This is a genomic window from Stenotrophomonas sp. 3(2025) (assembly GCF_052665395.1).
In genome coordinates this window covers 1-20,404 of the sequence record NZ_JBQOIF010000037.1, presented here as the reverse complement: position 1 = coordinate 20,404, position 20,404 = coordinate 1, and the positions used below count along the sequence as shown (strand labels likewise).

Below are 20,404 nucleotides of genomic sequence, written 5' to 3'. Positions count from 1 at the left end.
GCCCGGCGAAGCGCGAAGCGCGCCCATGACACGGTAGCGCCAGGCCATGCCCGGCGAAGCGCGAAGCGCGCCCATGACACGGTAGCGCCGGGCCATGCCCGGCGAGCGCGAAGCGCGCCCATGACACGGCAGCGCCGGGCCATGCCCGGCGAGCGCGAAGCGCACCCATGACACGGTAGCGCCGGGCCATGCCCGGCGAGCGCGAAGCACGCCCATGACACGGTAGCGCCGGGCCATGCCCGGCGAAGCGCGAAGCGCGCCCATGACACGGTAGCGCCAGGCCATGCCCGGCGAGCGCGAAGCGCGGCCTAGGCGACAACCTCATCCAGCTGCGCGATGATCTTTTCCAGCGGTGCCGGCCGCCCCAGCAGGTAGCCCTGCACCTGGTCGCAGCCATGCGCAGCCAGCCAGTCCAGCTGTCCCGGCGTTTCCACGCCCTCGGCGATGATCGTCAGCCCCATGCTGTGGCCCAGCGACAGCAGTGCCCGGCAGATCGACGCGTTGCGGGGATTGGTTTCCACGTCGGCCACAAAACTGCGATCGATCTTCAGGACGTCCAGCGGCAGGTGCTGCAGGTAGGACATGCTCGAGTAGCCGGTACCGAAATCGTCCAGCGACACGCGGATGCCCTGCTCGTGCAGGCGCTGCATGGTCTGCATCGCCTGTGCCGGCTTGCGCATCAGGCTGCTCTCGGTCAGTTCCACGTGCAGCGCACCACGGGCCAGGCCGAAATCCTGCTGCGCGCGGGCAAACTCGGCCACCAGATCGCTGTTGAAGAACTGCACCGCCGACACGTTGACCGCGATCGACAGCTCGCCCCACCCCGCTTCGACCAGACGCCGCTGCGCCTGTGCTGCCGCGCGGATCACCCAGCGTCCCAACGCCAGGATCAGGCCGGTGTCCTCGCACAACTGGATGAACTCGCTGGGCGGGATGAAGCTGCCATCGGCCTGCGGCCAACGCAGCAGCGCCTCCAGCGACGCCGGGCTGCCATCGCTGGCGTGCCGGATCGGCTGGAAGTACAGCTGGAATTCGTTGTCGATGGCCGCGTGGATGCGCCCGGCCAGGCGCAGGCGGTCGGCCAGGCGGATGGTCACCGCCGCATCGAACCAGGCCACCACGTTGCCTTCGGCGCGGGCCGCGTGCGCCGCCTGCGCGGCCATGCCGATCGCCTGTTCAGCACTGTGGCCTGCATCGGCGTCATGTACGGCCACACCAATGCGGGGTTCGAACTGGTGCAGCGAATCCTGGCCGCGCATCGGTGCCGAGACGATCTGCAGCAGATCGTCCAGCACGCGCTGGGTGTTGTGTTCCGGCGCGATCGCCAGCACGAAATCCTCCGCCGGCTGGAACGCCAGCAGGCCGAAGCGCGCGCCCAGCCCGCCCAGGCGCGAGGCCATCGACTGCAGTACCGCATCACCGATCTCGCGGCCCAGCGTATCGGCCACCAGCTGCAGCCCGCGCAGCTGCACATAGGCGATGGTGTACGCGCCGGCCTGCTCGTCCAGCTGTTCGCTCAGTGCGCGCACGTTGAGCAGGCCGGTGGCCGGGTTGTGGCGTGCGTGATAGGCCAGATCGCGTTCGTAGGCCAGCCGCTCGCTGACATCCTCGGCCAGCACCAGGCACGCGGGCTGGCCATCGAAATCCAGCTGCGACAGGTGCACGCGCACTTCGAACACCGTGCCATCCTTGCGCTGGTGCAGGCGCACCGCAGCGTCCTGCAGTTCACCACTGCGCACCTGCGCGATCGCGCCCTTGACCTCGTCCCAGCCCTCGCGCGGGCGGATGTCGAGGATGCTCATCGCCAGGAATTCATCGCGGCTGTAGCCGTACTGCTGCACCGCCGCCTCGTTGACCTCGATGAAGCGCAGGGTGTCCGGATCGAACACCCAGAACGGCGCGGGGTTGCGATCGAACAGCAGGCGGAAGCGGCGTTCTACCTGGCGCATCTGTTCGTGCGCCTGGTAGCGCTCGCTGAGGTCGGTCAGTGCGCCGATCATGCGCCGCTGCCGGTCGGCCACTGCCACCCGCTGGCCGCGCGCGGCAACCCAGCGCACGGCACCACCGGGCAGCACCAGGCGGAATTCTTCGTCGAGTACTGCGCTGCCGGCGAAGGCCTGGTCGAAGGCCTGCTGCATGCGTGCGCTGTCATCGTGGTGCACGCGGGCGAAGAATTCGGCCACCGGCAGCGCATCGGTCTGCACGCCGAAGATCTCGCGCGCCAGCGGCGACCAGCGCAGCAGCGCGGCGTCTTCGTCGACGTACCAGGTGCATACGCGGCCCACCTGATGGGCCAGGCGCAGCTCGGCGTGGCCGGTGCGCAGTTCTTCGGCCATCGACTGCTGCCGGTGGGTGCTGCGGCGCACCGCGTACAGCAGCACCAGCAGCAGCGCCACGTAGGCCAGCATGATGGCGATCGCCGCCTGCAGATACGGCCACCACGGCGCCAGCACGTCTTCGTCGGCCAGGCCGACCTGCACCGCCAACGGGCTGTGCTCGAGGGTGCTGATGGTGGAGATGCGCGGTATCTGGTCGACCGCGCCGGGAATGCTGCCCAGCTCGACCACTGCCTGCCGGCCCAGCAGCGTGCGCGCCGGCAGCGTGTAACGGCGGCCGACGGTGCCATGCGGATCTGGGACACGGGCCAGCATGTAGCCGTCAGCGTCGCTGATCGAGGCCAGGCCGCTCGGTCCCACATCCAGCCCGCCTACGATCCGCTGCAGTTCGCCGCAGCGCAGCCGTGCCAGCAGCCAGCGATCGCCAGCCATCGGCAGCGCCAGCGGTACCACCCAGCCGCCATCGCGGGCTCGCTGCGGCGGCCCGATGTACAGCGTGCTGCCCTGCCCGCGCCGTTGCGGATCGGTCCACAGCGGCAATTGCAGGTCGCCCGTGCCGGCGGTCAGGGCGCGACCGTAGGTATCGAGCACGACGATGCTGTGCAGCTCGGCATGCCGGCGCAGCACGCCGGCAATGGCGGCGTTCAACAGCGCGGGCGCCTGCGCAGGCACGGTGCGGAACAGTTCGGCCGCATCGGCGGCAATGCCGCCCATCGCCCGTTCCAGGTTGCGCAGCTCCAGGGCCAGCAGGCGTTCGCTGCCCACCGCCAACGCCCGGCTCTGCCGCTGCGCGGCTTCCAGCCGGCGCTGGTAATCGTTGGCCAGCATCGCGGCCAGGCCAGCCGCCAGCAGCACGCCCAGCACCACGCCGCCCCAGGTAATGGCACGCAACGGGCGGGCCAGCGCGTGTCTCAGCGCCGGCATCGGTCGGTCTTCCCTGTGCAGTCGGCTGGCTTCATGCGCGAACGATTCCTCCACATCCCCGACCTCAACGGCCGGCGGACGCCATTCTTGACGCCTCGACCTGTCCTGCATGCGCCCTCCCCCGGGTACTGCAGACATCCAGCCCGCAGCATGCACCACGCCGGTGACCGCGTGAAGATCGCTGCGGCGTGTTCAGCCAGATCACGCACAGTGCTGGCCCTGTCGAGCACGTCCAGCCGGCCCGCAGCGGATTAGACTTGGAGTTTTCCGCCGCAAGAGAAGTCCATGTCCAAGCTGCGCCGCCCCACCCTGGCACTGGCCATCGTTGCCAGCCTGTCCCTGGCCGCCTGCGACCGCCCGGCCGATCCGGCCGCCGGCACCGCCGCACCGGCCGAGGCGACACCCGCTGCCGCCAAGCCGATGCTGGGCAGTTTTGGTTTCGATGCCAGTGGCATGGACCGCAGCATCGCCGCCGGTGACGACTTCTTCGGTTTCGCCAACGGCAGCTGGGTGAAGAACACCGAGATTCCGGCCGACCGCTCGCGCTTCGGCAGCTTCAACGTGATTGCCGAGAAGACCCAGGCCGACACCCGCGCGATCCTGGAAGGCGCTGCCGGCAACGCCCAGGCCAGCGGCGAAGACAAGCTGATCGGCGACTACTACGCCGCCTACATGGACGAGGCCGGCATCGAGCAGCGCGGCCTGGCGCCGGTGCAGCCGCAGCTGAAGAACATCGATGCGATCGCCGACAAGGCCGGCCTGGCCCGCGCCCTCGGCGGCGACGTGCGCGCCGACGTCGACCTGCTCAATGCCACCAACTTCTACACCGACCGCCTGTTCGGCCTGTGGGTGTCGGTGGACCTGCTGCAGCCGGACCGTACCGCGCCGTACCTGGTGCAGGGCGGCCTGGGCATGCCGGACCGCGATTTCTACCTGGGCGGTGGCCGCATGGCCGAGCTGCGCAAGCAGTACCAGGCCTACATCGCGCAGGTGCTGCAGCTGGCCGGCGTGGCCGACCCGGCCGGCAAGGCGCAGCGCATCCTCGCCCTGGAAACGAAGATCGCCCAGGCGCATGCCACGCAGGAAGAAACCAATGACGTGACCAAGGGCGCCAACCCCTGGACCCAGGCCGACTTCAACGCCAAGGCCCCGGGCATGGACTGGGCCGCGTTCCTGGACGCTGCCAAGCTGGGCCAGCAGCAGGACTTCATCGTGTGGCAGCCCAAGGCCGTGGCCGGCCTGTCCAAGCTGGTGGCCACCGAGCCGCTGGATGCCTGGAAGGACTACATGACCTTCCACGCGCTGGACCGCGCCGCTGCCTACCTGCCGAAGAAGTTCGCCGATGCGCGCTTCGCCTTCCACGGCACCGCGCTGAGCGGTACGCCGCAGCAGAGCGACCGCTGGAAGCGTGCCGTGGATGACGCCAACCGTGCCGTCGGCGAGGCCATCGGCAAGCGTTACGTCGAAAAGCACTTCGATGCCAAGACCAAGGAACGTGCCGACGAGATGGCCAAGAACATCATCGCCGCCTTCGCCAAGCGCATCGATGCACTGGCCTGGATGTCACCGCAGACCAAGGCCAGCGCCAAGGCCAAGGTGGCCGGCCTGACCGTGGGCATGGGCTATCCGGACAAGTGGCGCGACTACACCGGCCTGGACATCCGTCGTGATGATCCGCTGGGCAATGCGCAGCGCGCCGAGCTGTTCGAGTACCAGCGCAACATCGCCAAGCTGGGCAAGCCGGTCGACCACAGCGAGTGGGCGATGCTGCCGCAGACCATCAACGCGATGAATGTGCCGCTGGAAAACCGCCTGGTGTTCCCGGCGGCGATCCTGCAGCCGCCGTTCTTCGACGGTGCCGCCGACGACGCAGTGAACTACGGTGCGATCGGCGCGGTGATCGGCCACGAAATCAGCCATGGCTTCGACAACGCCGGTGCGTTGTTCGATGACACCGGCAAGCTGCACAACTGGTGGACGGCCGAAGACCTCAAGCAGTTCAACGCGGCCGGCGATGCACTGGCCGCGCAGTTCAGCAGCTACGAGCCGTTCCCGGGTGTACATGTGAACGGCAAGCTGACGCTGGGCGAGAACATCGCCGATGTCGCCGGCCTGGGTACCGCCTACGATGCCTACCAGCTGTCGCTGCAGGGCAAGCCGGGCCAGACCCTGGAAGGTTTCACCCCGGACCAGCGCTTCTTCCTCGGCTTCGCCCAGGCCTGGCGCAGCAAGAGCCGCGAGCAGGCGCTGCGCAATTCGCTGCTGACCGACGTGCATGCACCGGGCCAGTTCCGCGCGTTGACGGTGCGCAACATCGACGCCTGGTACCCGGCGTTTGAAGTGAAGGAAAGCCAGAAGCTGTACCTGGCCCCGGACAAGCGGGTCAAGGTGTGGTGATGTAACGCAGACGGGCGCCGAAAGGCGCCCGTTTTATTTCCATGGGTAGACGCCAACCTTGGTTGGCGTTCTTCCGCCATCCACGCATCGCATGGATGGGAACCGCGGCAAAGCGCACCGACCAAGGTCGGCGTTTACCGGGGCAATGCCGGCCACTCGCGCAACGATTCCACCGGCACACCCACGCGGGCGCAGGCGCGGCTGGCCAGGCCATCGGGCAGCGCGCGGCGGAACAGCGGCGCCATGCCCTGCATCAGCTTCGCCGAAGCTGCGGCCTGCGCACGCTGGCGCGTGCTGCGCTCGAGCATGCCCTCGGCCCAGTCCGGCAGCAGCGCGGCACCGGCACCGAGGAAGATCTCGCGCGACAGGCCGGGCACCGGCACCGGCAGGCGCACGGCGGACAGCACCTGCAATACTTCGCGTGAGCGTTCGTCCACCACCAGCTCCGGCTGCCGTGCACAGAAATACGCATCCACTTCCGCTGCACTGCGTGGTACGTCCACCGCGCCCAGCGCTTCGGCCACGCAGCGGTACTCGTCGTAATAGCGGTCGGCGATCGCGGCAGGCACCTCGCGCCCGTAGCGGCGATAGCCCTGCAGGAAGCCGTAGGCCTCGGTCACGTGCACCCACGTCAGCAGGTGCGGATCATCGGCGGCATACGGCTCACCCTGCGCGGTATGCCCGCGGACCTGCGCGTGGATGCGCCGCACCTTGGCCACCAGCGCTTCCACCTCGCGCGCCGGCGCGTAGCTGGTGCCGGCCACGAAAGCAGTGGTACGGCGCAGGCGGCCGACCAGGTCCTGGCGGAAATTGGAATGATCGTAGACACCGGCCAGCGCGCGCGGATGCAGCGTCTGCAGCATCAGCGCACACAGACCGCCGGCCAGCATCGAGGGCAGCTCAGCGTGCATCCGCCAGGTCACGCTGTCCGGCCCGAACCAGCCGGGATCGCCCAGTGGATGGTCGTAGTCGATGCCGCTCTGGCCACGCGGAAACGCATCCAGGACCCAGCGCCGGATCGGCGCGGTGACGGGGCGGGAAAGACGGTGCAGCAAGGGCGGCATCACGGGTCCAGATCGGCGGAGGGACGGACCGCGTCCTGCGCGGTCCACCCCGATTCTGGTCGATCACGACCGGCACAGCGAGCCCATCCGCTCAGCGTCGGTTTCATGTGCGCGCGCAGCACATTTCACCCTGCGACATCTTGTCGCAGGCCACGCGGGCAATGCTGCGGCGCACCAATATTCACCTGTTCAGGCTGAGCCCTTGTGCCGCGTGGCCTTGGGGCCATTGCACCGCTCGCTGGAAGTGCTAGAACTGAACCCGCCACACCGTCCACTGCAGATCGCCGCACGTTCCACAAGGAGCCAGCCATGATTGCTTTGTTCAAGGGTTTGGGATTACTGCTTCGCGACAACGAGCTCTACAGCAGCCCGTTCGAAAAACAGGTCGCGCACTGGCGCAGCCTCAGCGAACAGCAGATCCGCGATGAAGTGGCGGTGCTTGCCCAGGCCAAGTGCCAATGGCTGATCACTTCGATCGTCGGATGGCAGGCGGCTTCGCTGCTGATCCTCGGCCTGATCACCAATTACCTGTGGCGCGACGATTACCACATCACCTTCACCCGCGTGGTCGTGGTGTTCGGCTCGTGGATCTCGATCCTGTTCGTGATCTGGTTCATGGCCAACATGTTCGACCGCACAGCGGGCTTCGAACGCTGGATGAAGGCCTTCAACAGCCGCGCGCGCATCACCTCCAAGGCCGACAGCGTCGAGCACGTGGCCGAAGCGCTGGACCTGGCTGAACACTATCCGGAAGTGCTGGACTACAAGCAGGCGGTCACCGCCAAGCGCGAGCTGCGCCACGAGGACATCCGCATCATGACCGAGATCGGGCGCATGAAGCAGCACTCCGAACTGGTGGGTCGCCTGAATCATGTCGGTGAAACCGAACACCATCACGACATGACGCTGCAGCCGGCTTACTGAGCCGAACGCAATCCGGGGGGAGCCACAATGCCACCGTGCTCAGTCACGGTGGCATTGTTCTTTCTGCACGTCGCTGACGCACTGGCGGAAGTCCTTCGGCAGGCCACTGACCTGCTCGGTCTTGCCTGCGGCCACCTCGAACCGGCGCAGCGGCGGCGTCGCGCAAGCGGTGTCGGTGCTGCAGCCCGGCGCCAGCACCAGGTAATGGCATTGGCCACTGCTGCTGGCGATGCATTCGAAACGCGCCACGCCATCGACCACCGTGCTCTTGCTGTACAGCGTGTCCACGCCATTGGCATTGGTGCGGGTGATGGAGGTGTTGCTGGACTTTTCGCAGCCGGCGATGGCCAGCACGGCGACACCTACAAGCAGGATACGGCGCATGTTCGTTCCTCAGTGGATGGCAATGGCTGCGGCTACATGCCGCGGAACAGGCTCATGAACGGCTGGCTGACCACCAGGGTCTCGGCACGCTGGCGCAGGCGCAGCACGCCACGGCCGGTATCGTCGCGGCTGACGGCTGCCACCGCCTTCATGTTGACGATGGTGGAGCGATGTACCTGGCGGAAGTGCAGCGGATCGAGCACTTCCAGCAGCTCGCGCAGCGGTGTGCGCAGCAGGCTTTCGCCGGCGGCAGTGACCACGGTGGTGTACTTGTTGTCAGCACGGAAATAGATCACATCGTCGAGCATGATCAGCTGCGTATCGCGGCCATTGCTGGCGGTGATCCAGGCCAGGGGTGGCCGGTCGTTGGCGGCCGGGCCTGCACCCAGGCGCTGCAGCAGGCGCTCCAGCACCGCATCGTCCTGTCGCGTGGATGGCAGCCGCGAAAGAATGCGATCGCGCGTGGCCAGCAGCCGTTCGTCACTGACCGGCTTGAGCAGGTAATCCATCGCGCCCTGCTCGAAGGCATCGATGGCGTACTGGTCGTAGGCGGTGACGAACACCACCTGCGTGCGCGGGCTCAGTTCGGCCAATGACCGCGCCACTTCGATGCCGCTGATGCCGGGCATGCGGATGTCGAGGAAGGCAATGTCCGGCTGCTTCTCGGCCAGCTGTTCCAGCGCACTGGCACCGTCCTCGCATTCGGCCACCAGCTTCAGCTCCGGCCACAGCCGCCCGAGCTGCTCGACCAGCGAGTGCCGCAGCAGCTCCTCGTCTTCGGCAATCAGCGCTTCAAGCGGCATGGCTGGGCTCCTTGGCCGACTGCGGCAGGGTCATGGTTGCGGCTACACCACTGGGGAAATTGGCCACGATCGCCACTCCGGCCTGCTCGCCGCAGGTCAAGCGCAGGCGCTCGCGCAGGTTCTTCAGGCCGATGCCGGTGCCGCTGGTGCCCTGTCCGAAACCGAGCCCATCGTCGGCGACCGTCACGGTGACATGGTCATCGAAACCCCGCGCGAGGATCCAGATCGTGCCGCCGCCGGGCTTGGGCTCCAGGCCGTGCTTGATCGCATTCTCGACCAGGGTCTGCAGCGCCATCGCCGGCATCTTCACTTCGTGCAGCTCGCTGGGCACCTGCACTTCCACCGCCAGCCGTGCGCCCATGCGGATGCGCAGGATTTCCAGATAGGCGCGGGTACGTTCCAGCTCTACGCCCAGCGTGGAAACCGATTCATCCACCTGCGGCAGCGAACTGCGCAGGTACTGGATCAGGTGGCCGAGCATCTGCTCGGCGCGCGCCGGGTCGGTGCGGGTCAGCACCTGTGCATTGGCCAGCGAGTTGTACAGGAAGTGCGGCTCGACCTGCGCGTGCAGCAGGTTCAAGCGCGCGACCGACAGTTCCTTTTCCACCTGGGTCTGTTCGGCAGCGGCCTGCTCGTCGCGGCGCTGGTCAGCCACGCGGCGGCTGATCGCACGGGTCACCGCTTCGGCGTTCTCATAGTTGCTCCCTTCATCCAGTGCCAGCAGATCGGCCCACCAGCCGGCGTCCGGTTCGAACAGCAGGGTGACGGTGCTGGTGCCCTGCCCCGGCGTTACCGTGGCCAGCACGCTGTTGCGTTTGATCGCCAGCCGCGCCGGCAGGTTCCAGCGCGACGGTTGCCGGCCGTTCCACAGGTCGACGCGCCGCACATAGGCACGTACCTGCAGACTGCCGGCAGAACTCTCCACCTCTTCCACCCGCGGCAGTTCGCCGACGGCAGCCTCGACCACTGCGAAGGCCTGGCCGGCATCCATCGGCAGTTCGATCTGCCGGCGCTGGCGGCCGGACAAGGTGGCGCCATCGAGGCGACCGGCCACCAGCCAGACCCGGCGCACGTGGGTGATCGCGCTGCCCAGCGCGGAAATCATCAGGAACATCACCAGCAGCCCGAACACCCAGCCTGGGCCGTCGTTCATGCCGCTGAAGATGCCACTCCAGACCATGCCGGCAACGAACAGCGCCGCGGCCCAGGCCAGCAGATGACGGATGATGAGGGAGAAGCTGGCGATCACGGCGGCGCCTTGGTGGAAGGGGTGAGCCGAGCATAGAGCGGCCCTTCGGGCAAACAAGCGATGTGCGACGAAGGGCCGGAAAGCGGCGATGGAAGCCCTCACGGAAACGCCGGGCATGGCCCGGCGCTACCAGGTGTGGCGGGGTGGCACCCCGCCTACGCTTATCTGCGCTGGTCGGCGCTGGCGTCACGCACGGCGCGGAACGCCTCGTCCTTGCTCCAGTTCGGCCAGCCGCGCGAATTGGCCAGCTGGTTGCCCAGGGTGTACAGCACTTCCAGGTCGCGGGCAGCGCCTGCAAACACCCAGTCCGGCTGCCACTCGTCGCCCTGCTGGTGGTAACGCTTGGCGGTGTAGTCCTCGGACGCCTTCTTGCCCGCCGCGACGCCACCGTCCACCCAGTCCTGCCCGGCCGACCAGGACAGCGCGGGCACGCCACGCTTGGCGAACGGGAAGTGGTCGGAGCGGAAGAACAGGCCGGCCTCCGGCTTCGGGTCCGGCGTGTAGCGGATGTCCCAGCCCTTGGCCACGTCCTTCAGCTGGTCCAGCAGCTCGAAGCGCGCAGCGCCGTAGATGCCGAAATCGCGCGACGGGCCGAACGGCGCCATGCCGTCCATGTTGATCATCGCCACGGTCTTTTCCAGCGGGTACAGCGGGTGCGTTGCGTAGTACTCCGAACCCAGCAGGCCCTTCTCCTCGGCGGTTACCGCCAGGAACACGACCGAACGCTGCGGACGCGGTGCCTTGGCGAAGCCACGCGCCAGTTCGATCAGCGAGGCGGTGCCGCTGGCGTTGTCCAGCGCGCCGTTGAAGATGCGGTCGCCGCGTGCGTCGGGCTCGCCCACGCCAATGTGGTCCCAATGCGCGCTGTAGATGACGGTCTCGTCCGGATGCGTGCTGCCTTCCAGGCGCGCGGCCACGTTGTGCGAGGTGATCACTTCGGTCTTCACCGCGTACTTCGCATCCAGGCTGGCGCCGGTCAGCGGCACCGGGGTGAAGTCGCGCTGCTGCGCCTTCTTCTTCAGTGCCTCGAAATTCTGCCCGGCCGAGCGGAACAGTTCGACCGCCAGATCGCGCTGGATCCAGCCTTCCAGCAGCGGATGACTGTCAGCCGGATTGTCGCGCACCACGTCGAACATGGTGTTGGTGTTGGAGCCGGCCACCGTGGCCCAGCCATACGACGCCGGGGCGGTCTCATGCACGATCAGCACACCGAGTGCACCCTGGCGTGCGCCTTCTTCGTACTTGTACGGCCAACGGCCATACCAGGTCATGCCCTTGCCGTCGAAGTCGCCCTTGCCGGTCTCGAAGTCCGGGTCGTTGATCAGCACGACGGCGATCTTGCCCTTCAGGTCCACGCCCTTGAAGTCGTCCCAGTTGCGCTCCGGCGCCTTTACGCCATAGCCGAGGAACACCAGCGGTGCCTTGCTGATATCCACGTTGGTGGCGCCGTTCATGGCTGCACGCACGGCGATCTGCTTGCCCTGCTCCAGCGCGATGGTCTTGCCGCCCTGCTGCAGCGACAGCTGCGGGGTGCCGACGATGTCGCCCTTGCGCAGCGGCACGGCCTGGGTCCACAGGCGCTTGCCGTCCTTCAGGTCGCCGCCGGGCTGCAGGCCGGCGTCGGCGAACTGCTTGCTGAGGAAGGCGATGGTCTTCTGTTCGCCGGCGGTGGCCGGGGAGCGGCCTTCGTAGGCGTCGGAGGCCAGTTCCTTGACGTCGGCGGAGATCCGCGCGCCATCGAATTTCGGGGTGGCCGCCATCAGTGCGCTCGACACCGACAGGGCCAGCACGCCCAGTACTGCTCGCTTCATTGCTCTCTCCAGCAGGGAAATCGTTCTGGAGTGTAAGGGGTAAGAGGTTCGGCAGGGCTGCGCCCTGCACTCGGCAGCCGCGGTAGTGCCGGCCGCTGGCCCGGCAAGCCGCGGCATCCATGCCGCGGCCCCCCCCCGCAACCGGACCCTCCCCGCCTTGGACAGATTTCTGCGATCTGTCGGAACGGCGTGTGATGCTCTTGGTAGGTGTCGACCTTGGTCGACACAGTAGATCCACGCCATGCGTGGATCAGCAGAAACAAGAAGGGGTCAGATCCCTTTCCCGGCGGGAAAGGTCTCTGACCCCCACGTGCCTCGAACCGAGGTGTCTTACCAGTTCGGGTCTTCGGCCGGGGCGGCGGCGGGCTTGGGCTTGGGCTTGCTGGCCGGACGCGCTGCGGCGGCCGGGGCGGCCGATGCGGTTGCGCCGGCGGTGGCCTTGGGCTTGCTGCCCAGCTTCTGGCGCAGTTCGATCTGGCCGGGGCGGAAACCACCGCGCATCGCGTCGACGCCCTCTTCCAGGGTCCCGTAGGAGGTCTGCGCGGCAACGCGGTCGATGCGGATGGTGCAGCACGGATGCTCGCTGCGGCCGAGCGAACGGCCGGTCTGCGGGTCCTTCAGCTCTTCGCCCAGGCGCACGGCCTGCCAGCGCTGGCCCACCTGCACGGTGTCACCGCCCTGGCTCAGCACCACCTGGTCGCCATCGACGGACACCACCGACACCGGGAACAGCGTGGTGACGATCGTGCTGCCGATCTGCGCGGACAGCGAGTCCATCATCGAGGCGGCCATGCTGCGGCCGTTGACCACGCGCGGCAGCGTGCTGGGGCCGGTCGAGGCCAACTGATGGTCGAAGCTGTCGGACATCACCACCTGGCCGGTGGTGGCATTGACCAGGCGCAGGGTGATGCGGCCGCCACCGGAATACGAGGTCACCTGGCGATCGGACATGCGCAGGTTGCGCACGCTGCGCGGGTACTCGAAGCGTTCAATGGTCGGAATCAGGATCAGGTCGGTCGCCAGCTGCTGGCCGACGCGCGCGGTGTCCTGCAGGCGCACGTTGCCACTGTTGATGTGGTCGATCTCGGCCTGCAGTTCGTCGCCGAACTCGCGGTCCAGCACGATGAAGCGCTGGGTCTGGGTAAGCGTGTCGGACAGCCGCGCGCGGATCGCCTGGGCGACCTCGTCGGCGTTCACCCGGCCATCGCCAACGGCATAGCTGCCCGACTTGGTGCGCGGCAGGGCCACCACGATCTTCGGCTTGCCTTCTTCGTCCGGTGCGCGGTACTGGGCAATCTGCGCGCGGACACGCACCTTCCAGTAGCTGCGCATGCTGCGCCGGGTAACATCCGAATCGAAGGAGCTGGCACCGCGCTTGGCGTCTACCTTGACCTGCTCTTCGTAGTTCTCCTTGACGCTGGCCGAGGCCGAGCCGCCCTTGGCGGAGGCTTCGCCGGAAGCGCTGGCCGAGGCCGACCCCTTGAAGCTCCAGCCTTCGTCGCTGGCGCGCACGCGGGCGATGGTTTCTTCGTCGAGCTGGCTCACTTCATCCTGCGAGAGGATTTCATAGCCCAGCACCGCGCCCTGCGAGCCGGCAATCATCTGCTGGGAGAACGCGTCGGCGCGGATATCGCCGACGTGTTCACCATCCACGTCCACATGCAGGCCTGCGCGCAGGCTCTGCATCTGGCTGGCCACGCGTACGCCGTTGACCTGGGCCACGGCCGACTGCAATGCCGCCAGCACCGCCAGTTCCGGGGTGCTGCCGATACCGTCGGCTTCACGCGCGACCTGGGTGGTGCCGCCGAAATCCGGCGTGCCACGCAGGGGCGCTTCCTGCACCGGCGCATTGCTGGCCAGTGCACTGGCAGCCTTGTCCTTGGCCGGAGCGGTTTCTGCCGGTGCATCCTGCTTGCCGCAGGCTGCCAGCAGGGCCGCTGCCAGGCCCAGGCCGATCAATCGAGTCGTCGTACGCATGCGGAGCTGCCTCGTATCAGAGCGAATCCAGCATCGAATCGGCGTTGGACGGCACCTTCACCTTGCTCTTCTTGGCGAAGGTCACAGCCGACTTGGTCGAGCCGTACAGGCCCTTGATGAAGCCCGGCGATTCCTTGGCAACCCAGGCACCGGCGGCCAGCTTGCGGCCAACGGTGGCCATCTGGGTGGCGCCCAGGTTCTTCATGCCGGCCGCAAAGCCGCTGGCTTCGCCGCTCAGCTTCTGTGCTTCGGCAGCCGAGGCCAGCAGCGAGACCAGGCCTTCGGCGTAGTGCTGCTTGGATTCAGCGTTCAGTTCCGGCTGTGCGGCCTGGCGCTCGTCGATGGCGGCCTGGGCGGCTTCGCTGACCGACACCGACTTCTTCATCGCATCGACGTTCACCGAACCGGACGACAGCGCCTGGCGCTCGGCTTCCAGCAGCTGCACTTGCTCGGCCAGGCCGAAGGCACGGGCGAAGGAGGTCTGTGCCTGCAGCGAGTGCGACTGCGAGCTGACGAAACGACGGACCAGCGCTTCCTGCGCGGCTTCGTCCGGAGCGGCAGCGCTGGCGCTGCTGCTGGAGGTGCCGGTGGCGCCGCCGGCCAGGTCCTTCAGCTTGCCGAACTGGGCGTGGGCCGGCATCGACAGGGTGGCGGCCGCGATGGCCACGACGAGAGCGGTATTACGGATCATGGAAGAGTCCTTTGGGAGAGACGGCCGCAATGCGGCGCGCGGGATCGGGGATAGCAGCGGGTCAGTGCCGAGCACGCTCGGCATCCACCAGGGCCGGTAACGCCGGGCCATGCCCGGCGAGCGCAGCAGTAACGTCAGCGGACCGCCTTGACGTTCAGTTCGTTGATCATCTGCTGGGCGGCCTTTTCGGCAGCCAGCTGCAGTGCATTGGTGCGGGCGACGGTTTCGTTCGGGCCTGTACCGGAGAACTGCACCGGGCCCACCGACGACACGGTGCGCGGGAAGCGACCGGTCACGTCCAGCACCTTGCCGGTGACAGTGACGAACACGCGGGTGTTGCCGCTGGCCGGATCACGGTCGCGCATGCCAACGTCGAGGGTACCGACGGCGATGTACGGGATGTTCGCCGCGCGGATGCCGTTGGCGGTATCGCGCAGGGTGGCCGCGGAGAGATCGTTGCCGGTGCTGAAGTCCTTGCGGATGCGCTCGATGCTGAGCAGGCCGCGCGACTCGCCTTCCACGTATTCGGCTTCAACCACTTCGTAGCCGGCGGCGCTGAAGGCACCGGTCATGGCCGTGTTGACTTCGGCGGCGTTGGCCACCTTCCAGCTGATGTTGTCGCTGCGGGCGGTGGTGCTGCCGCCGCTGGTAACCGACACCGAACCGTTCTGGTTGATGCTGCCGTTGGTGCTGACCGAGTTGCCGCGGAAGCTGTCGCCCTCACGGGTGTTCTCGCTGTAGCTGCTGCTGGCGTCGACGCGGCGGTATTCCTTGTCCTGGAACGACTGCACGGTGTCCTGCGAGCGCGCCATGAACAGGAAGGTCAGCAGCGAGCGCTGTGCGGCGGTGGCACCGGCCACGGCCGAACCGGCATCCAGCTTGGTCTGCAGCAGGGTGGTGTTGATTTCGGCGCGGACGGTGACGCTGTAGGTCTTGGCCTTCTTGTCTTCGTTGTCCGACAGCTGCACGGCGCTGAGCACGTAGCGGTCGATTTCACCGAGGAACTCGGCGCGACGCGATTCGAACAGGCGCAGCTTGGCCGCACCGGATTCGGCGATGTACGCCTCCAGTGCATTGGCCTTGGCCTTGTTCAGGGCCTGCGCACGGGTATCGGCACTCAGGCGCAGGCTGTAGCTGGCCGAACCGGTACCGCGCGAGCTGGCGGTCTGCGCGGCGACCGGCGAGGCCACCGCCAGGGCGATGAGGATGAGCAGGATGGTACGCATCAACGACATGATTTGATCAACTCCTGGAGGGCTTGGGTCTGTTGCTGCAGCGGGCGTCCGCCGGGCTTCTGCTCGTCCAGCCAGGCGCGCGAGTCGGCGCGCTTGGCGGCGGCGCCGGCGAAGGCATCGAAGCCGGCCAGCAGGGTTTCGTAGCTGGCCGACCACTGGTCGACCTGCCACTGCGTGACCGGCACCACCTTGGTGGCGCCCTTGCGCAGCGGCTGTTCGAAGTACACCTTGCCGGAGAACGGCTCGGTGACCTTGGCGGTGAAGAAGGCGCCGAACAGCATCGTCTTCATCGCCGGCGTTTCACTGATGACGCCGTTCTTCAGCGCATCCACCTGCAGGCTGATGACGTAGTCGGCCTCGGGGATCTTCAGCTGGTAGACCTTGCCGTCGGCAAAGCGCGCGGCCATGGCACCGCCGATCGCCTGGCCCGAAGCCGGCGGCAGCAGGCCGACACCGGTATTGGACGACAGCGTCTTGGACAGTTCGTGTGCCAGCGTGGCGCGCAGCGGACCGGCCCACTTCGGGTCGGGCAGCTTGGCCAGCGTGGCGTCGGACAAGGTCACCGCACCCACCTGCAGGCGACGCGTGGCCGCTTCCGGCAGCTTGGCCTGGGCCAGGGTGGTGGCCAGCACCTGCGACAGGCTGGTATCGGCACCGCCGTACAGCAGATCGGCGACGATCGCATCGATATCGTCGCTGTCCGGGCGGTACTCCTGCACGTCGATGCGCTGCAGGGTAAGCGGATAGGAGGCGATCACCTGGCGCTCGCGGAAATCGAAGAACAGCGCCTGCAGTGCCACTTCCACCAGCACCTTGTACTGGTCGCCGATCGGTTCGACCGATACCAGCTCGCGGTCCAGCGCAGCGGCCAGCACCACGGCACTGGTGGTGCCGTCGAGCATCGCCACCGGCTGGTCGATCAGTTCCAGGTTGGCCGGCGCGCGGCGCTTGAGCGCCTGTGCCAGGGTCTGGTTGAGCGGAATCAGGCCACGCTTTTCCAGCACGGCATGCGCGTGCGGGGTGGTCGCCTGTACGGCGGCGGCGTCAGCGGTATAGGCAAAGCCGGCCCAGTAGGCCTGCTGCGATTTGTCTGCGGCCTGGCTGGCCAACGGCCATACGGCCAGGCACAGGGCATAGGCAAGCAGGCGCGCAAAAGCGCGCGGTGCGCTCTTCGTCCTTGAAAACATCCAACCGCTCCTCGGTCACGACACACGAATGACAGGCGCGAACACGCCCGCTGGGCGCGAAACATAGCCGCTCCGGGGCAAACCGACAAGTGCTGACCTTGTCGGCTTCAATTTTCCTGCGGAAGGCCGGCCCGTTGCCGCAGCAGGGTCCGCTCTGCCTGGTTCTGGCTCAACGCCGCTGCCGAGGCGAATGCGTCACGCGCGTCCTGCTCCCGCCCCAACTGCTGCAGCAGTTCGCCGCGCACCACCATCAGCGGTGCGTAGCCCTGCAGGCGGGGCTCATCCAGCAGCGGCTGCAACAGTGCCCATGCCGCGAACGCGCCTTCGCTGCGCGACACCGCCACCACCCGGTTCAATGCCACCACCGGCGATGGCATTACCTGCAGCAGCTGCGCATACAGTGCAGCGATGCGCGCCCAGTCGGTGTCTTCGGCACGCCGCGCACTGGCATGGCAGAAAGCGATCCGCGCCTGCAGCACATAGGGGTCATCGCCGCCGCCCGCCGACACCGCACGCGCCAGTGCCTGCTGGCCGCGTTCGATCTGCAGCCAGTCCCAGCGCGCCCGGTTCTGCTGGTCCAGCAGGATCGGCGCACCCTGCGCATCCACCCGTGCCGCCGCGCGCGAGGCCTGCAGTTCCATCAGCGCCAACAGACCCAGTACCGGCGGCACCGGCATGCGATGGGCGAGGATGCGCGCCAGCCGCAGCGCCTCGGCGCACAGCGCCGGTCGCATCCAGTCGTCGCCTGCACTGGCTGCATAGCCTTCGTTGAACACCAGGTAGATCGCCTCCAGCACCGAGGCCAGTCGCTCCGGCAATGCATCGGCACGCGGCACTTCGTAGGGGATCTGCTTCTGCGCCAACGTGCGCTTGGCACGCACGATGCGCTGGGCGATGGTCGGCTCCGGCTGCAGGAACGCGCGGGCGATCTCGGTCGTGGTCAGCCCGCCCAGCAGGCGCAGGCTCAGCGCTACCCGCGCGTCGGCAGGCAGGACTGGATGGCAGGCCACGAACATCAGCCGCAGCAGGTCATCGCCGATGTCGTCTTCCAGCGCCTGGCTGTCGTCGGGCGCGGGCAATGCGGCCGGATGCAGTTCCTCTCCCCATTGCGCATGCTGCTGCGCCACCCGACGGTGCTGGCGCAGCACATCGATGGCACGGTTGCGCGCGGTGGTCATCAGCCAGGCTCCAGGATTGTCCGGGATGCCCTGCACCGGCCAACGCTCCAGCGCGGCCAGCCAGGTGTCCTGGGCCAGCTCTTCGGCACGACCGACATCGCCGCCGAGCAGCCGCGCCAGGCGCGCGATCAACACTGGCGATTCCATCCGCCAGAGGGTGTCCAGGCGCTGGCTCAGGGCGGGCTCGTGCATGCGCCGATCACAGCATGCGAGCCCGGCCCGCACAAGCGCCGGCGTTCACGCTTCCACGATCGGCTTGAAGCCGCCCCAGAACATGCGCTTGGTATCGAACGGCATGTCCTTCGGGCCGATATGCGCCAGCCGCGGGTCGGCCATCACCTTCTTGTTGATGCGGTCGCGCGCGGCACGCGTGCGGAACACCACGAAGGCCACGATCACCGTTTCGCCGGGCTTGAGCTTCACCGCCTGCGGGAATGAGGTCGATTTGCCGGGTTGCACGTCATCGGCCACGCATTCCATGTACTGCAGCGCGCCATGGTCCTTCCACACTGCACCGGCCTTGCGGGCAAGGCGGCGGTAGGCCGCCACCTTGTCCTGTGGGCACGGCAGCACGTAAGCATCCACGTAAGCCATGGGGATTCTCCCTGCGGCGGCCGTCAGCCCGGCTCGCCGTCCATGTGTGCGATTTCCCAGAGATGCCCATCCAGGTCCTGGAAGCCGCGCTGGTACATGAAACCGTAGTCGCGCGCCGGTTGCGGTTCGCTGGCACCCGCCGCGAGCGCCTTGTCCACCATCACGTCCACCGCCTTGCGGCTGTCGGCCGACAGGCAGGTGATCACCTCGGTGTGGCTGTGCGCATCGGCAATCGACTTGTTGGTGAACTGCTTGAAGAACGGCTGGGTCAGCAGCATCACGAAGATGCTCTCGCTGATGACCATGCAGGCCGCATCGTCATTGGTGAAGGTCGGGTTGAAGCTGTAGCCCAGCGCGGCGAAGAAGGCCTTGGATGCGTTCAGATCCTGCACGGGCAGGTTGACGAAGATCATCTGCGGTTGCGGTGCACTCATCGGTAAAGCTCCTTGTGGATGAAAGAAAGAGGACTCAGGGCTGCTTCATGCAGTTGACCATCCACGGCTTGCCGTAGCGGTCGGTCAACATGCCCCAGCGGTGGGCCCAGAAGGTTTCGGCGATCGGCATCTGCACCTGGCCACCCTCGGCCAGCGCCGCGAAAACGCGCTCGGCTTCTTCGATGCTGTCCACGTCGACGTTGATGGTGGTCGAGCCACCCTCGCCGCCGCCGGGACCATCGGCTGCCATCAGGATCGCCGCGCCGATCTCCAGCTGGCTGTGGGCCACATGGTCGAGGGTGTCGGCCGGCATTTCATTGCAGCCCGGCGAGCCGTCGGACGGCGGCATGTCGCGGTACTTCATCTCCGACGTGACCTGGCCGCCAAGTGCCTTGGCATAGAACGCCATTGCGTCGTGGGCCTGGCCGCTGAAGCCGAGGAAGGGAATCAGTTTCATGGGAATGCTCCGTAGGATGGGATGAATGCGCGGCCGTGCTCAGGCACGGTCGAGCTGCTCACGCAGACGCTGTTCCTGCTGCTGTAATTCAGGGGTGAAGGCTTCGCCGAAGTCTTCGGCGGAGATCAACGGGCGCAGTTCGAGGGCACCGCCCGCGCCGAAGGGCGCACGGCTGGCCCATTCGGTGGCCTCGTCCAGCGAGCGCACCTCCCACAACCAGAACCCGGCGATCTGCTCGCCGGCCGGGCCGAACGGGCCGCTCTCGACCCGGGGCGTACCACCGCCGAAATGGACGCGCCGGCCGCGCTGGGTGGCATGCAGGCCTTCCCCGGCGAGCATGATGCCGGCGGCCACCAGTTGTTCGTTGTAGGCGCCCATGGTGGCCAGTTCCTGTTCGCTGGGCATGCGCCCGGCTTCGGAATCGGCGTTGGCTTTGACGATCACCATCACTTTCATTGCGGTCTCCGCTGGGCTGCGGGTGCGTGCCCTTCCCTCTTACAACGAACCAGGGGCGCGAGGATCGACACCGTCGTGCGAATTATTTTTCCTGCGGAGAGCGCGCCTTCGGCGGGGATCGGCGAACGGCGGGGCCCCCTCCGTGGTGGGGTGGGGTTGGTCGCTGAAAGCTGGGTTTCCGAGTGAAGGCTGGGCGGGTGGGATTGGCGGGGACGCCGTGAATCCGTCCCTGGAGCAACTGTGTTGCTGGAGGAGCGCCAGCCCTTCCGGTAAACGGGCACGGTAGTGCCGGCCGCTGGCCGG

17 protein-coding genes are annotated in these 20,404 nt (G+C 67.3%); 2 read left to right on the top strand and 15 right to left on the bottom strand.

What is annotated here, in order from left to right; translation table 11 throughout:
• Positions 1 to 308: 308 nt before the first annotated feature.
• Complete coding sequence (locus ACUXVE_RS19425) at positions 309 to 3,371, bottom strand: bifunctional diguanylate cyclase/phosphodiesterase (protein ID WP_445514980.1); 3,063 nt, start codon at positions 3,369 to 3,371, stop codon at positions 309 to 311.
• 174 nt (positions 3,372 to 3,545) lie between these two features.
• Here ACUXVE_RS19425 and ACUXVE_RS19420 point away from each other — a divergent pair, with 174 nt between their 5' ends.
• Positions 3,546 to 5,657, top strand: coding sequence for a M13 family metallopeptidase (locus tag ACUXVE_RS19420; RefSeq protein WP_445514979.1), 2,112 nt, complete (start codon positions 3,546 to 3,548; stop codon positions 5,655 to 5,657).
• Positions 5,658 to 5,791: 134 nt separating this feature from the next.
• On the opposite strand, the gene ACUXVE_RS19415 is transcribed toward ACUXVE_RS19420, so the two are convergent.
• Positions 5,792 to 6,721 carry an oxygenase MpaB family protein gene (locus ACUXVE_RS19415; protein WP_279208437.1) on the bottom strand — a complete coding sequence of 310 codons (930 nt, stop codon included), beginning with the start codon at positions 6,719 to 6,721 and terminating at the stop codon, positions 5,792 to 5,794.
• Positions 6,722 to 7,030: 309 nt separating this feature from the next.
• On the opposite strand from ACUXVE_RS19415, the gene ACUXVE_RS19410 reads away from it, so the two are divergent.
• Complete coding sequence (locus ACUXVE_RS19410; RefSeq protein WP_025878393.1) at positions 7,031 to 7,645, top strand: hypothetical protein; 615 nt, start codon at positions 7,031 to 7,033, stop codon at positions 7,643 to 7,645.
• A 39-nt stretch (positions 7,646 to 7,684) separates the two neighbouring features.
• Here ACUXVE_RS19410 and ACUXVE_RS19405 read toward each other — a convergent pair whose 3' ends face one another.
• From ACUXVE_RS19405 to ACUXVE_RS19345, 13 genes are all read right to left on the bottom strand, one after another.
• A complete protein-coding gene (locus ACUXVE_RS19405) occupies positions 7,685 to 8,029 on the bottom strand; it encodes a hypothetical protein (RefSeq protein ID WP_445514978.1) in 345 nt (114 codons plus the stop codon).
• A 32-nt stretch (positions 8,030 to 8,061) separates the two neighbouring features.
• Positions 8,062 to 8,832, bottom strand: a complete 771-nt coding sequence (locus ACUXVE_RS19400; RefSeq protein WP_033830239.1) for a LytR/AlgR family response regulator transcription factor — start codon at positions 8,830 to 8,832, stop codon at positions 8,062 to 8,064.
• A complete protein-coding gene (locus tag ACUXVE_RS19395; RefSeq protein WP_445514977.1) occupies positions 8,822 to 10,081 on the bottom strand; it encodes a sensor histidine kinase in 1,260 nt (419 codons plus the stop codon). The genes ACUXVE_RS19400 and ACUXVE_RS19395 overlap by 11 nt, the downstream gene beginning before the upstream one ends.
• Positions 10,082 to 10,242: 161 nt before the next feature.
• Positions 10,243 to 11,892, bottom strand: coding sequence for a M28 family metallopeptidase (locus ACUXVE_RS19390; RefSeq protein ID WP_445514976.1), 1,650 nt, complete (start codon positions 11,890 to 11,892; stop codon positions 10,243 to 10,245).
• Positions 11,893 to 12,222: 330 nt separating this feature from the next.
• Complete coding sequence (locus ACUXVE_RS19385; RefSeq protein ID WP_222387818.1) at positions 12,223 to 13,869, bottom strand: CsgG/HfaB family protein; 1,647 nt, start codon at positions 13,867 to 13,869, stop codon at positions 12,223 to 12,225.
• Between the two features lie 16 nt (positions 13,870 to 13,885).
• Positions 13,886 to 14,560: a hypothetical protein gene (locus ACUXVE_RS19380; protein WP_032977073.1), complete on the bottom strand. Its 675-nt coding sequence runs from the start codon at positions 14,558 to 14,560 to the stop codon at positions 13,886 to 13,888.
• Positions 14,561 to 14,694: 134 nt separating this feature from the next.
• On the bottom strand, positions 14,695 to 15,795 hold the full coding sequence (locus ACUXVE_RS19375) for a hypothetical protein (protein WP_025878386.1): 1,101 nt from the start codon (positions 15,793 to 15,795) through the stop codon (positions 14,695 to 14,697).
• Positions 15,786 to 16,982 (bottom strand): hypothetical protein, encoded by a 1,197-nt coding sequence (locus ACUXVE_RS19370; RefSeq protein WP_025878385.1) that lies wholly within the window; start codon positions 16,980 to 16,982, stop codon positions 15,786 to 15,788. Before ACUXVE_RS19370 ends, ACUXVE_RS19375 begins: the two co-directional genes overlap by 10 nt.
• 107 nt (positions 16,983 to 17,089) lie before the next feature.
• The gene (locus tag ACUXVE_RS19365; protein ID WP_032977077.1) at positions 17,090 to 18,352 is read right to left on the bottom strand and encodes an RNA polymerase sigma factor; all 1,263 of its coding nucleotides are present in this window, start codon (positions 18,350 to 18,352) and stop codon (positions 17,090 to 17,092) included.
• A 45-nt stretch (positions 18,353 to 18,397) separates the two neighbouring features.
• Complete coding sequence (locus ACUXVE_RS19360) at positions 18,398 to 18,754, bottom strand: DUF1428 domain-containing protein (RefSeq protein ID WP_445514975.1); 357 nt, start codon at positions 18,752 to 18,754, stop codon at positions 18,398 to 18,400.
• Positions 18,755 to 18,777: 23 nt separating this feature from the next.
• Positions 18,778 to 19,188 carry a VOC family protein gene (locus ACUXVE_RS19355; RefSeq protein ID WP_093821380.1) on the bottom strand — a complete coding sequence of 137 codons (411 nt, stop codon included), beginning with the start codon at positions 19,186 to 19,188 and terminating at the stop codon, positions 18,778 to 18,780.
• A 34-nt stretch (positions 19,189 to 19,222) separates the two neighbouring features.
• Positions 19,223 to 19,645: a VOC family protein gene (locus tag ACUXVE_RS19350; protein ID WP_025878381.1), complete on the bottom strand. Its 423-nt coding sequence runs from the start codon at positions 19,643 to 19,645 to the stop codon at positions 19,223 to 19,225.
• Between the two features lie 39 nt (positions 19,646 to 19,684).
• Complete coding sequence (locus ACUXVE_RS19345; RefSeq protein ID WP_117309414.1) at positions 19,685 to 20,101, bottom strand: YciI family protein; 417 nt, start codon at positions 20,099 to 20,101, stop codon at positions 19,685 to 19,687.
• Positions 20,102 to 20,404: the final 303 nt, after the last annotated feature.